14 protein-coding genes and 1 tRNA gene are annotated in these 12837 nt (G+C 70.2%); 6 read left to right on the forward strand and 9 right to left on the reverse strand.

What is annotated here, in order from left to right; all coding sequences use genetic code 11:
* Positions 1–16 precede the first annotated feature (16 nt).
* Positions 17–89 (forward strand) — tRNA-Arg (locus tag PS467_RS15350).
* Positions 90–287: 198 nt separating this feature from the next.
* On the opposite strand, the gene ctaD is transcribed toward PS467_RS15350, so the two are convergent.
* The 5 genes from ctaD to PS467_RS15375 all read right to left on the reverse strand — a co-directional run bounded on the left by ctaD (position 288) and on the right by PS467_RS15375 (position 4799).
* On the reverse strand, positions 288–2081 hold the full coding sequence (gene ctaD / locus PS467_RS15355) for an aa3-type cytochrome oxidase subunit I (RefSeq protein ID WP_311035750.1): 1794 nt from the start codon (positions 2079–2081) through the stop codon (positions 288–290).
* A 207-nt stretch (positions 2082–2288) separates the two neighbouring features.
* On the reverse strand, positions 2289–2486 hold the full coding sequence (locus tag PS467_RS15360; RefSeq protein ID WP_268972072.1) for a hypothetical protein: 198 nt from the start codon (positions 2484–2486) through the stop codon (positions 2289–2291).
* Positions 2487–2601: 115 nt separating this feature from the next.
* Complete coding sequence (locus tag PS467_RS15365; protein WP_311035751.1) at positions 2602–2796, reverse strand: DUF2795 domain-containing protein; 195 nt, start codon at positions 2794–2796, stop codon at positions 2602–2604.
* Positions 2797–3061: 265 nt separating this feature from the next.
* Positions 3062–4324, reverse strand: a complete 1263-nt coding sequence (locus PS467_RS15370; RefSeq protein ID WP_311035752.1) for a cation:proton antiporter — start codon at positions 4322–4324, stop codon at positions 3062–3064.
* Between the two features lie 4 nt (positions 4325–4328).
* Entirely contained in the window at positions 4329–4799 is a 471-nt protein-coding gene (locus PS467_RS15375) for a cation:proton antiporter regulatory subunit (protein WP_268972075.1), read from the reverse strand.
* Between the two features lie 160 nt (positions 4800–4959).
* Here PS467_RS15375 and PS467_RS15380 point away from each other — a divergent pair, with 160 nt between their 5' ends.
* Positions 4960–5364, forward strand: coding sequence for a hypothetical protein (locus tag PS467_RS15380; RefSeq protein WP_311035753.1), 405 nt, complete (start codon positions 4960–4962; stop codon positions 5362–5364).
* Positions 5365–5447: 83 nt separating this feature from the next.
* On the opposite strand, the gene PS467_RS15385 is transcribed toward PS467_RS15380, so the two are convergent.
* Positions 5448–6437, reverse strand: a complete 990-nt coding sequence (locus tag PS467_RS15385; RefSeq protein ID WP_311039864.1) for a zinc-binding alcohol dehydrogenase family protein — start codon at positions 6435–6437, stop codon at positions 5448–5450.
* A gap of 351 nt (positions 6438–6788) precedes the next feature.
* Between PS467_RS15385 and PS467_RS15390 the strand changes: the two genes are divergently transcribed.
* The gene (locus tag PS467_RS15390) at positions 6789–7853 is read left to right on the forward strand and encodes a polyprenyl synthetase family protein (protein ID WP_311035754.1); all 1065 of its coding nucleotides are present in this window, start codon (positions 6789–6791) and stop codon (positions 7851–7853) included.
* Positions 7854–8023: 170 nt separating this feature from the next.
* Here the strand turns inward: PS467_RS15390 and speB are convergent, their stop codons facing one another.
* A complete protein-coding gene (gene speB, locus PS467_RS15395; RefSeq protein WP_432280587.1) occupies positions 8024–9025 on the reverse strand; it encodes an agmatinase in 1002 nt (333 codons plus the stop codon).
* Between the two features lie 215 nt (positions 9026–9240).
* Between speB and crcB (PS467_RS15400) the strand changes: the two genes are divergently transcribed.
* Genes crcB (PS467_RS15400) through crcB (PS467_RS15410) form a run of 3 tightly spaced genes read left to right on the forward strand, consistent with a single transcriptional unit; the run spans position 9241 to position 10453 of the window.
* Positions 9241–9750 (forward strand): fluoride efflux transporter CrcB, encoded by a 510-nt coding sequence (gene crcB / locus PS467_RS15400; protein WP_311035755.1) that lies wholly within the window; start codon positions 9241–9243, stop codon positions 9748–9750.
* Positions 9747–10082: a DUF190 domain-containing protein gene (locus PS467_RS15405; protein ID WP_311035756.1), complete on the forward strand. Its 336-nt coding sequence runs from the start codon at positions 9747–9749 to the stop codon at positions 10080–10082. The genes crcB (PS467_RS15400) and PS467_RS15405 overlap by 4 nt, the downstream gene beginning before the upstream one ends.
* Positions 10079–10453 (forward strand): fluoride efflux transporter CrcB, encoded by a 375-nt coding sequence (gene crcB, locus PS467_RS15410; RefSeq protein ID WP_311035757.1) that lies wholly within the window; start codon positions 10079–10081, stop codon positions 10451–10453. Before PS467_RS15405 ends, crcB (PS467_RS15410) begins: the two co-directional genes overlap by 4 nt.
* Before the next feature lie 104 nt (positions 10454–10557).
* Here the strand turns inward: crcB (PS467_RS15410) and PS467_RS15415 are convergent, their stop codons facing one another.
* Together PS467_RS15415 and PS467_RS15420 are read right to left on the reverse strand one after the other, a co-directional pair.
* A complete protein-coding gene (locus tag PS467_RS15415; RefSeq protein WP_311035758.1) occupies positions 10558–11493 on the reverse strand; it encodes a LysR family transcriptional regulator in 936 nt (311 codons plus the stop codon).
* Between the two features lie 184 nt (positions 11494–11677).
* On the reverse strand, positions 11678–12781 hold the full coding sequence (locus PS467_RS15420) for a sulfotransferase (protein ID WP_311039865.1): 1104 nt from the start codon (positions 12779–12781) through the stop codon (positions 11678–11680).
* Between the last annotated feature and the right edge of the window lie 56 nt (positions 12782–12837).

Genomic DNA, 12837 nt, shown 5'->3' on the forward strand with positions numbered 1-12837 from the left:
AGCTCCACGACCACCGGCCCCCGTAGCTCAGTGGATAGAGCAGGCGCCTTCTAAGCGCTTGGCCGCAGGTTCGAGTCCTGCCGGGGGCGCAGCGGACCCTCTCCTCTACGCACGTAGCGGAGAGGGTCCTTTGTCCGTTCGGCCGTCGTGGCCGGTGACGCGGGACCGGGATCGGACCGGAAGGGAACCGGAACGGCCCGCAGGGAACCGGGACGGGGCAGGGCCGGGAGCCATCGCTCCCGGCCCTGCCCCGGAATCCGTACGGCGCGGGGGTCGGTCCGCGGGAGTCAGTCCCCGCGGCCCCGGGTGTCCCCGCCCTCTTCGGTGCCCCCGCCCCCTTCCGGGCCCGGCTCGCCGCCGGTGCGCTGCTCCTTGGTGCCGAGGTCCAGCGGGGCGCCCATGCCCCCGGAGAGGGGCGGCTCGTGGTGGGTGGGCACCTCGTGCACGACCACCTCGGGGTGGTGGAGGTCGAAGGCGGGGGACTCCGAGCGGATTTGCGGCAGGGTGAGGAAGTTGTGCCGGGGCGGAGGGCATGAGGTGGCCCATTCCAGGGAGCGGCCCCACCCCCAGGGGTCGTCGGTCGCGACGCGCTTTCCGTACTTCCCGGTCCGCCACACGTTGTAGACGAACGGCAGGGTGGACAGGCCCAGGAGGAAGGAGCCGATGGTGGAGACCGTGTTCAGCGTGGTGAAGCCATCGGCGGCCAGATAGTCGACATAGCGGCGCGGCATGCCGTTGGCACCCAGCCAATGGTGCACCAGAAAGGTCGTGTGGAAGCCGATGAACAGGGTCCAGAAATGGATCTTGCCGAGGCGTTCGTCGAGCATCGTTCCGGTGAACTTGGGCCACCAGAAATAGAATCCGGCGAACATCGCGAAGACCACCGTACCGAAGACCACGTAGTGGAAGTGGGCGACGACGAAATAGCTGTCATGGACCTCGAAATCCAGCGGAGGCGAGGCGAGGATCACCCCGGTCAGGCCGCCGAACAGGAAGGTGACCAGGAATCCGATGGCCCACAGCATGGGTGTCTCGAAGGAGAGGGAGCCGCGCCACATGGTTCCGGTCCAGTTGAAGAACTTCACCCCGGTCGGCACCGCGATGAGGAACGTCATGAAGGAGAAGAACGGCAGGAGCACCGCACCCGTGGCGAACATGTGATGGGCCCACACCGTCGCGGAGAGTCCGGTGATGGCGATGGTGGCGCCCACCAGTCCCATATAACCGAAGATCACCTTGCGGGAGAACACCGGAATGATTTCGGTGATGATGCCGAAGAACGGCAGGGCGATGATGTAGACCTCGGGGTGACCGAAGAACCAGAAGAGGTGCTGCCACAGCACCGGCCCGCCGTTCGCTCCTTCGAAGACGACCGCGCCGAATTTACGGTCCGCCTCCAGCACCAGCAGGGCGGCCGCCAGAACGGGGAAGGCGATCAGTACCAGGATCGAGGTGAAGAGGATGTTCCAGGTGAAGATGGGGAGGCGGAACATCGTCATTCCCGGGGCACGCATGCACACGATGGTCGTGATGAAGTTGACGGCGCCCAGGATCGTGCCGAAACCGGAGAGGGCAAGGCCCATGACCCACAGGTCGCTGCCGGTGCCCGGGGCGCGCAGCTTGCTGCTGAGCGGCGTATAGGCGGTCCAGCCGTAGTCGGCCGCGCCTTGAGGGGTGAGCAGACTGCCGATCACGATCAGCCCGCCGAAGAGGAAAAGCCAGTACGAGAGCATGTTCAGCCGGGGGAAGGCGACGTCCGGGGCGCCGATCTGTAGCGGCATGATCTCGTTGGCGAATCCGGCGAAGACCGGCGTGGCGAAGAACAGCAGCATCAGCGTGCCGTGCAGGGTGAAAGCCTGGTTGTACTGCTCCGGACTGATCAACTGGAGTCCCGGCCGGGCCAGTTCGGCGCGCATGACCATGGCCAGCAGGCCGGCGATCAGAAAGAAACCGAACGCGGTCACCAAGTACAGGTGTCCGATTTTCTTATGGTCCGTCGTGGTGAGCCAGTCGACCACGATTCTGCCGAGTTTGGTGGGTTCCGCGGGAGCTTCAAAGTCGGGCTTGGTTGTCGTCGCCATGTCCGTGTCCGCTCCTCGGCAGTATGAATGTGTGGGCGGCCGGCGGCACCGGCCCACGAATCCGTTGTATCGATTCGCCCACCATTACCGGAAGCGGGACGGCGATTCGGACCCGACTCGCCGAAAAGGTCCCGGGCCCCACCGGGCATTGCGCGGAACACGGCAGGAGTTTCGCCTTGGCGAGCCGCTCGGGGCGCCGGAGGGCCCTCACCGTACGCCCTCCTCGCGGGACCGCCGGGTCAGCAGGCCGACGATCCTGCCGCCGAGTGACGGATGGGCCGTCGGCGGGGCGTCGGTCACCGGGGCCGGCCGCGACGGTCTGCGCCGCCACCGGCGGATCCCCGCGCTGACGACGACCGCCGCGGCGCCGAGCAGTGCCGATCTCGCCCGTCGCACACGTGACATCGGTCTTCTCCCATCCTCCGGGTGCGGATGAGCGGCCGCCTCGCATTCGCGAATCAGGCGTGTGCCGGTGCGGAAGTTCTCCGCTCTCCGCACCGGCCTCCGCCCCGCCGAGCTGCTATTCGCCCTTGAAGACGGCTTTCTGGACTTCGTCGGGGCCTTCGAAGCTGCCCTTCTTGACGTGCGACAGCTCATCGACCAATTCGCGGTCGGCCCCGTTCTCCTTGGCGCGTTCCACCAGGGACTGGCGGTCGGCCGGATAGCTGGCGCCCTTGAGCGCCTTCTGGAGATCGGTGGGGTTGGGTTTCGTCATGACGAATCCTCCGTTCACCTGCCTGTCGCGGGCCTCGGGGCCCAGCCCCGGTTACCCATGTCCGGAGGGCCCAATCAGAGGGGGCCTGGAGGAGTCAGCCGGTTCGGGGGATGGGGGGCACGAGGATGAGGGTCAGGGCTGAGACGGTGGAGCCGCGGTCTTCCCACGGCCTTCCCAGTGATCACCGAACGGACGGTCCGGCGATCACCGAGCTGACAGTCCTGTGCTCACCGGACCAACGGTCCGGCGATCATCGAGCGGACGGTCAGGAACGACGCCCCACGGCGTCGGGGTCGTCCAGCGCCTCATGCGGCTCCTCCGCCACGGCGCCCTCGGCCGACCCGGCCGGGGCGTGCTTGCGGCGCGCCGCCAGGCGGGCCGTGATCAGCCCGGCGACGGGCTCGGTGTAGCGGGCGGTGAGCGGGCCGAGGACGACCAGGATCAGGACGTACGCCGTGGCCAGCGGGCCGAGCGACGGTTCGATACCAGCGGTGACGGCGAGTCCCGCGATGACGATCGAGAACTCGCCACGGGCCACCAGCGTACCGCCGGCCCGCCAGCGGCCCCGGACGGAGATTCCGGCCCGCCGCGCCGCCCAGTAGCCAGTGACGATCTTCGTACCGGCGGTGATGACGGCCAGCGTCATGGCGGGCAGCAGCACCGGCGGAATGCTGGCCGGGTCCGTGTGCAGCCCGAAGAAGACGAAGAAGACGGCGGCGAACAGATCCCGCAGCGGGCTCAGCAGATGGTGGGTGCCCTCGGCGACCTCCCCGGACAGGGCGATGCCCACCAGGAACGCGCCGACGGCGGCCGACACCTGGAGCTGCTGGGCGATCCCCGCCACCAGCAGCGTCAGTCCGAGCACCACCAGCAGCAGCTTCTCGGGGTCGTCGCTGGAGACGAAGCGGGAGATGAGCCGGCCGTAACGGACGGCGAGGAACAGCACCAGACCGGCCACGCCGAGGGCGATGGTCAGGGTGACGCTGCCCGCCGCCAGGCCCGCACCGGCCAGCAGGGCGGTGACGATCGGCAGATAGACGGCCATCGCCAGGTCCTCGAGAACCAGGATGCTCAGGATCGCCGGGGTCTCCCGGTTGCCGAGGCGGCCCAGATCGCCGAGCACCTTGGCGATGACACCGGAGGAGGAGATCCAGGTGACGCCGGCCAGCACGACCGCGGCCACCGGCCCCCACCCCAGCAGCAGGGCCATCACCGCGCCGGGCAGTGCGTTGAGCACGGCGTCCACGAGCCCGGCCGGGTACTGGGTCTTGAGATTGCTGACCAGATCGGTGGCGGTGTACTCCAGGCCGAGCATCAGCAGCAGCAGGATGACGCCGATCTCGGCGCCGGTCGCGACGAACTCCTCGCTCGCCCCCAGCGGCAGCAGCCCGCCCTCACCGAAGGCCAGGCCGGCCAGCAGATACAGCGGGATCGGGGAGAACTGAAACCGTCCGGCCAGTCGTCCCAGCAGCCCGAGGCCCAGGATGACCGCGCCGAATTCGATCAGAAAGACGGCAGACGAATGCATCGCTTCACTCCCGCCCTAGTATCGCCGCGGCCGTCTCCACGCCCTCGCGGGTACCGATCACGATCAGCTCGTCCCCGCCGGCCAGCCGGAAGTCGGGGGTCGGGGAGGGGATCGCCTCCGCCCTGCGCAGCACGGCCACGATCGAGGCGCCGGTCTGCGTCCGCATCCGCGTCTCGCCCAGCACCCGTCCGTTCCAGTACGAGACGGTCGACAGCTCGATCCGCTCGGCCACCAGCCCGAGCTCGGTGGTGGACAGCAGGTTCGGGCTGTGATGAGTCGGCATCAACGCCCCTACGAGCGCTTCCGCTTCTCCTGCGGTCAGCCTGGTGGACAGGGCGCATTCATCGGGATCTTCCTTCCGGTATGTACTCAGTGTCCGTCCGCCGTCGCGATGCGCGATGACCGAGAGCCGCCTGTGTTCACGTGTCGTCAGGTCGTATCGAACCCCGATGCCCGGCAATGGCGTACTGCTCATCCGCGGAGCGCCCACAATCGTCCCTCTCGTAGCTCTGGTCTCATGCCACCCTAACGAATGGCAAAGAATAGGTAATGATGGCCGGTGTGCGAGGGTGCGATGGGACGATGCCGACCGCACAAGGTGGGGTGACCATCGAGATACGAGGAGGATGGTGCCCATGATTGAGTGGAGGCGGCTCAGCACCGGCGTCAGGCCGGTTCCCGATCCGGTCGCCACCCCCGTCATCTGGGGCGGGGCCTTCCTCGGCGCACTCGTCCTGGTAGCGACCGTGAACTTCTTCGGCGGCCACGGGCGGCCGATGTTCGCCCTGGTCACACTGTCGCTGCTGGCTGCCCTGCTGGGGCTGTGCTCGCGGTTCGTCGCCGCGCCCGGTACGGCGGCGCTGTGCTGGCTGTTCCTCAACGGCTTCGCCATCCCGCCCGCGGGCCAGCTCACTTGGGCGGGCGACCGCGACACCGGCTGGCTCGCCTGCCTCCTGGCGGCGGCCGTCGCCGGCACCGCGCTCGCCCGGGTCGTCAACGCGCGGGCGGGATACCGCCGTATCACCCCGCCGGGCCCGTAACGGACGGCGTTGTCAGGGCGCTTCACGGCGCCGTTTTCACCGCTCACCTGGTGCCACATGCCTGGCGCCACACACCTGATGCTCTAGTGCGGCATCGTCAGCACCGCCACACCGCCCACCCGGTCGGCGGCGAGGTCGTCGAGGGCGGTGTCCGCCCGGTCGAAGGGGTAGCGGGTGACCGTGGCGCGGACGCGGTGGTCGGCGGCGTTGGCCAGGAATTCCCGGCCGTCCTCGCGGGTGTTGGCGGTGACGCTGCGGACGGTGCGTTCGCGGAAGAGATGGCGCGCGTAGTTCAGGGAGGGGATGTCGGAGAGGTAGATGCCGGCGATGCTCAGCGTGCCGCCGGCGTCCAGGGCCTCCAGGGCGACCGGGACCAGGTCGCCGACCGGGGCGAAGAGGATGGCGGCGTCGAGGGGCTCGGGCGGTCGGTCGTACGCGTCCCTCGCGCTGGCGGCGCCGAGGTCCAGGGCGAGGGCGCGGGCGGCGGCCGAGCGGGTCAGGACGTGGACGACGGCGCCCTGGGCGATGGCGACCTGCGCGGTGAGGTGGGCGGAGCCGCCGAAGCCGTAGATGCCGAGCCGGCCGCCCGGTGGGAGATCGGCGCGGCGCAGGGCGCGGTAGCCGATGATGCCGGCGCACAGCAGCGGGGCGAGCTCCTCGTCGGCGTATCCGGAGGGCAGCTCATAGGCGTAGGCCGCCGGTACGGTGACGTACTCGGCGTAACCGCCGTCCGCGTCCCAGCCGGTGTACTCGGAGGACGGGCACAGGTTCTCCTGGCCCCGGAGGCAGTAGCCGCAGCGGCCGCAGGTGCGCCGCAGCCAGGGGACGCCGAGCCGGATTCCGGCGCCGGGGGCATGCGCCCCCTCGCCCGCCGCGACCACCTCGCCGACGGCCTCGTGGCCGGGGACGACGGGGCTGCGGTGCGGGGGCAGATCGCCGTCGCGGACATGCAGATCGGTGCGGCACACCCCACAGGCCCGGACCCGGACCAGCAGTTCGTCCGCCGCCGGCCGCGGAACCGGCAGCTCCAGCTGCTCGATCCGGCCCGGGGTGGGGACCGTCCATGCCCGCATGGTCGCCGGGAGGCCGGCGTGCGCATCCCTCACACCGCCAACGTAACGCCATGAGGGCCGGGTGCGGCTAGCCGGCATGCCTCCCGGCCATGCGGGGGCAGAAGGGCGGATATGTGTCCTGAACCTGCCAGCGCTGGGGACAGTGGTGATCAGGCTCGTGGGCCGCGTATCGGGGCAGAGCTCGTTGGCACGGCGCGGGTACGCCTGGCGGTCGTCGTCGCCATGGGCTACCGTCCGGCCCGCCGGGACCTGGGCTGGGTAGCGCCTCGGTTACGGGAATCCGGCGCGGGACATGGCACCTTCTTGACAGAACCCACCGTTCCGGTACTTCCCTCGCCTACGGTCCGCGGCATGGTCGCGTCCGTCACAACCGAGCCCGAGAGCTCCACCAGGCGCTCCATGGCCACGGAGCTCACCATCGGCGACCCCGCGCTCGCGGACCGTCTGGCGCGCGGGATGGACGCCTCGGAGAAGCGGCTGCGCGCTGTCGCCGCCGAGGCCCTGGACCCTGGTGTCGCGGATATCGCCGGGCATCTCCTCGCGTCCGGCGGAAAGCGGCTGCGTCCGCTGCTGGCGCTGCTCGGGGCGGAATTCGGCGAGCGCGATCCGTCCGCCGCCGTGGCGGCCGCCGCCCTGGCGGAGCTGGTGCATGTCGCCTCGCTGTACCACGACGACGTCATGGATCAGGCCCGCACCCGGCGCGGAGTTCCCAGCGCCAACGCCCGTTGGGGCAATTCCACCGCCGTACTCGCGGGCAACTGGCTGCTGTCGAAGGCGGCGCAGCTCTCCTCGGAACTCGGCCCGGAAGCCATCCGATTGCAGTCGGATGCCACCCATCGGCTGGTCATGGGTCAGGTACGGGAACTCATCGGCCCGTCGGGCGACGACGACCCGCTCTCCCACTACTTCGCCGTGGTGGCCGGGAAGTCGGCCGCGCTCATCGCGATGGCACTGCAACTCGGGGCGGTCCGGACGGGCGCCCCGGAGCGTGTGGTCGAGGCGCTCGCGGAATACGGAGAACATCTGGGGATCGCGTTCCAGGTGGCCGATGACATTCTCGACATCACCTCCAGCTCCGAGGTCTCCGGAAAAGAGCAGGGCAAGGATCTCGCGATCGGCGTCGCCAGCCTTCCGGTGCTGCTGGCGCTGGCCGCCGAGCGGCCCGAGGCGGATGAGTTGCGCACCCTGCTGAACGCCGCCGCCACCGCCCGCACCGTCGCCACCGTCGCCCCGGAGGGGGCCGGGCTGCCGAGGGCAGTGGCGCTGCTGGACCGCTGCGGGGCGCTGTCGGAGGCGCGGGCCGTGATGCACGCCCGGCTGCTGCGCGCCCGGACCGCGCTGAACGGACTGCCGCACGGCCCGGCCACCCGGGCGCTGCACGCTCTGTGCGACTTCGTCGCACACCGGGACCACTAGGGCCCTTCTGACGGCCTCCGGGGAGGGCCGGGCCGGTGCCCCCGGCCGACCGGCGTGGCGTCGGCCGACTGGCGTGGCGCCGGCCGGCCCTCGCGTGGCTGCCGTCGGCCGTCCGGGACTGCCGTCCAGGGCCAGGGGCCAGAGGAGCGGAACGTGGGACGGGCCGCGGCCTACGACTGCTGCTGCTGCTCTTCCACCCAGCGGTAGAAGGCGATCTGCCGGGACATGAGGGTGACCAGCTCGTACGCGGTGTGTGAGGCGGCCACGGAGGTGATGTCCGCGTGGTCGTACGCCGGGGCGACCTCGACCAGATCGGCGGAGACCAGATGGCAGTCGGCGAGCCCACGCACGATCTCCAGCAACTCGCGCGAGGTGAGACCGCCCGCCTCGGGGGTGCCGGTGCCGGGAGCGTGCGAGGGGTCCAGGACATCGATGTCCACCGAGATGTAGAGCGGCCGCTTGCCGATCCGCTCCTTGAGCTGCTGCACCACCTCGTCGACCCCGCGCCGCATCACATCGGCCGAGGTGACGATTCCGAAGCCCAGCTTGGTGTCCTCGGTCAGGTCCTCCTTGCTGTACAGCGGGCCGCGGGTGCCGACGTGCGAGAGCGCGGAGGTGTCGAGGATGCCCTCCTCGACCGCGCGGCGGAAGGGCGTTCCGTGGGTGTACTGGGCGCCGAAGTGGTTGTCCCAGGTGTCCAGGTGCGCGTCGAAATGCAGCAGTGCCACCGGGCCGTGCTTGCGGGCGACCGCGCGCAGGATCGGCAGCGCGATGGTGTGGTCCCCGCCCAGCGTCATCAGCTGCGCGCCCGTGGACAGCAGCTCCTCCGCGCCCGCTTCGATGTTCTCGATGGCCTCGTCGAGGTTGTGCGGGTTGGCGGTGATGTCGCCGGCGTCCGCCACCTGAACGTAGTGGAACGGGTACGCGTCCTGCGCCGGGTTGTAGGGGCGCAGCTGGCGCGACGCCTCGCGGATGGCGTTTCCGCCGAAGCGGGCGCCCGGCCGGTAGGAGACACCGGCGTCGAACGGCACCCCGACCACCGCGATGTCCGTTGTGCCGACCTGGTCCAGGCGCGGAACGCGGCCGAAGGTCGCTGGGCCCGCGAAGCGCAGGGTGCGCTCGGTCTCCTCGGGCGGTACGGGCATGGCTGTGTCGCGATGGTTCGCGGGCATGATCGGTTCTGAGCCCTTCGCGTGGGGGAAATAGGCGAGCAGTGGATCCTGCGTCAACTATTGAATCCCTCGATCGGGTGAATGCCCACCGTAATCACCCCCTAAAGGCAACCACGCCCCCTATCAGGCAGCCGGTACGCGCCGCTGCGCAGGGCCCTGTCCGCCGCCTTTCCCCAGGTCGGCTGCCTCCGTCGGCACCGCGTAGCATGAATTCCATGGGCAGCTCACGGTCGCAGGTGGCGGACGAGTGCAGCAACCCCGGCACCGGCCCGACCCCGCCCGTCCGGCACAGCCTGTGGCAGGGGCAGGGTCCCGTGGTGGCCGTGGTGGCGGTGGGCGGCGCACTCGGGGCGACGGCCCGCTACGGGGCGTCGCTGCTCTGGCCGACCCGGCCCGGCACCTTTCCCTGGACGACCCTGGTGGTGAACGGGGTCGGCTGCGCGATCATCGGCGTCTTCCTGGTGCTGATCAGCGAGGTGTGGACGGCCCACCGGCTGGTGCGGCCCTTCTTCGGTACGGGTGTGCTCGGCGGTTTCACCACCTTCTCCACGTACGCCGTGGACGCGACCCGGCTGGTCCAGGACGGCCGTATCGCGACCGCGTGCGCCTATCTGGCGGGGACCTTGGTGGTGGCGATGGCGGCGGTATGGGCCGCGGTGGCGGCGACCCGGCGCGCCCTCGGCGCGTACGGCGTCGGCCCCGGCGGGAAGGCGGCGGCCCGGTGAACGGCGAGCCCGCGCTGCGGCTGACCGTCTTCATCGGCGAGAACGACACCTGGCACCGCAAACCGCTGTTCGCCGAGATCGTGCACCGTGCCCATCGCGCGGGGCTCACGGGTGCGAGCGTGTTCCGCGGTGTCGAGGGCTACGGCTCCTCGTCCCTGATCCACACCTCGCGGCTGCTGTCGCTCAGCGAGGATTTGCCCATTGCCATCGTGATCATCGATACGGAGGAGCGGGTGCGGTCCTTCCTGCCCGAACTGGAGGAGATCGTGGGCGACGGCCTGGTGGTGGTCGACCCGGTCGAGATCGTGCACCCCCGGGGCCGCATCCGGTGAACTGGCTGCTGGTGATCGCGGGTGGACTGGTCGGCGCCCCGCTGCGCTATCTGACCGACCGCGTGGTACAGGCCCGGCACGACTCGGTGTTCCCCTGGGGCACCTTCGTGGTCAATGTGGCGGGCGCCGCGGTGCTGGGCCTGCTGACCGGGGCGGCCGTGGCGGGGGCGGCGTCCCCGCGGTTGCAGCTGCTCCTGGGCACGGGGCTGTGCGGAGCGCTGACGACATACTCGACGTTCTCGTACGAGACACTGCGGCTGGCCGAGGAGGGCGCCCGGCTCTTCGCCGTCGCGAACGTGGTGATGAGTGTGGCGGCCGGGACGGGCGCCGCCTTCGCGGGTGGAGCGCTCGCCCACACGATCTGGGGCTGACGGCACACCGCCCGCCCCCGGCACACCACCCACCCCGGCACACCGCTCGTACCGGCGCGGCGGGCGCCCCGGCGCGGCGCGTGCGGGAGCACCGCCACCGGACGCTACGGCAGCAATCGCGTCGCGGTCGGTGGCAGGCTGAACTCCCCGGTGGCCGCCGTCCGCAGATGCTCCAGCAGCACCCGGCGCAGCTCACGCGCGGCCCGGGGCGGCGCGACGTCCTTACGGTGGGCGACAGCGATGGTGCGCTGCATGTCGTGCCCCGCGAACGGGGTGATCCGCAGCCCGGACCGGGCCGCCACCATCCCCGGCAGTACGGCGATGCCCAGCCCCGCCCGTACGAAGCCCAGCACCGCGTCCATCTCGCCGCCCTCCACCGTGAAGGAGGGCTCGAAACCCGCCGCCCGGCACGCCGCCGTGGTGAATTCCCGCAGGTCGTATCCGCGGCGGAACATCACCATCGGCCGGTCCCGCAGATCCTCGACCCGGATCCGGCGGCGGCGGGTCGGTGGTGGGGACGCGGGTGAGGATGCCACCACCAGCTCCTCCCGCAGCAGCTCGGTGGCGGCGAGAGCGGGGGCCTGACCGGGCAGCGGGGTGATGATCAGCGCGAGGTCCAGCTCGCCCGCGGAGAGTGTGCGCACCAGGTCCTGGGAACCGCCCTCGTCCACGATGAGTTCGATGCCGGGAAACTCGTCGTGGAAGCGGCGCAGCACATCGGGGACGAAGCTGGCGCACAGGCTCGGCGTGGCTCCCAGCCGCACGCGGCCGCGCCGCAGCTGGGCGACCTCCTGGACCTCGCGGTGCGCGGTCTCGGTGTCGGCGAGGATCTGGCGGGCGAGCGGAAGCAGCGCCTCTCCCGCGTCGGTGAGCGCGATATGGCCGCGCGCCCGGTGGAAGAGATCGGCTCCGAGCTCCCGCTCCAGGGCCCGGATCTGCTGGGACAGCGAGGGCTGGGCGACATGCAGAAGCTCCGCGGCACGGGTGAAGTGCCGGGTCTCTGCGACGGTGGCGAAATAACGCAGCTGCTGCAACTGCACACCATGATGATAGGCAGGCCGTGGAATCCTGCCGCAGCACGCCCGCGACGCATCGCTGGGGGAGCTGGGGTGTCGCACGTGTCGCACGTGTCGCACGTGTCGCCCCGAGGACGGAGGGGCGCATCCGGCGACCGGTCGCGACCGGTCTTCCTCAGGCGGCCGTCGCCGGATGACGACGCGCGCCCTACGAGTGAGTGGCCAGCGCCTGCATCCCCGGGCCGCAGGCCTCGATCAGCGGGGCCAGTTCCGCCTCGGGCAGCGTCCGCGCGGCGCCGCGCCGACCGCCGTCGAGGTGCGCGACGGACGCGTCAAGCCAGGTGGGGAGCGGTTCCACACCGATGAATTCGGCCAGCCGGATGAGTTCCTTCTCCGGTTCCTCGACGAGGGTGTCGTACGACATCGAGGTGCGCTGGGAGGCCGGGACCGTGGCCAGCTGCTCCAGGCCGTCGATCATCACCCCGGACCACAGGCCGCCGAACACGGCGAGCGGGATGGGGCGGTCCCACACCAGCGCCGGGTCCCACTCGTCGCCCAGCAGCGGAGCGAGGTCGGGCGGGAGCTGGGCCGCGTGCTCCGGGGTCAGCTGATACGGCGACTCCAGGCCGCAGTGGTCGGCCATCTCCTTCGCCAGCGGGAGCATCCGGAAGCTGACGTGCCGGCTCATGGAGAAGGCGCAGTCAGGGCCTTCGCGGTAGAGGTGCACAAAGCGCGCCTCGGGGAAGGCGCGGTGCATCTCCGCCACCCGGCCTATGGACAGACCGGTTCGCTCGACGACGGCGCCGGGGTTGCCGAACCGTGCGCCGAGGGTGGCGAAGAAGGCCCTCCAGTGGTCCGCCGGACATCGCGTGGGCCACGAGGTGACCTCGGACTCCAACTCGTCGAAGAGGGCGTCCGGGTCATCGGTCAGATGGGGCAGCACCATGACGCTGATGGCGGGGATGCCGGTGGTCCTGGCGTCGAACCGCCGCTTGGGCAGCCGGTGGTAGAGGAACTCGGGCGGGATGGCCCCATTCTTGATCAAGTTATTGGTGAGAGCATGGGGACGGGACAGATATCCCCAGAACTCCGGGCCGCTCAGCGGGGCTTCGGCCAGCACTTCCGAATCGGGAATACTGGCGAACAATTCATTGATACTGAGTACGTCCGGGTGAAGATTGATGACCCGTGACAGAGCCGTCGAACCACATCGACCGGTGCCGACGACAAATGTCAAGTTCTGGTTGACCACGCGCACTTTCCTCCGGTTTGCTCGAACAACTAGGCATTTCCCTAGTGGTCGATGACACACCACACTTGGCAGCTACAGCGATGCTAATGGAGGCCCAGAAGCGGCACCCATCCACC

Source organism: Streptomyces luomodiensis, assembly GCF_031679605.1.
GTDB lineage: Bacteria > Actinomycetota > Actinomycetes > Streptomycetales > Streptomycetaceae > Streptomyces > Streptomyces luomodiensis.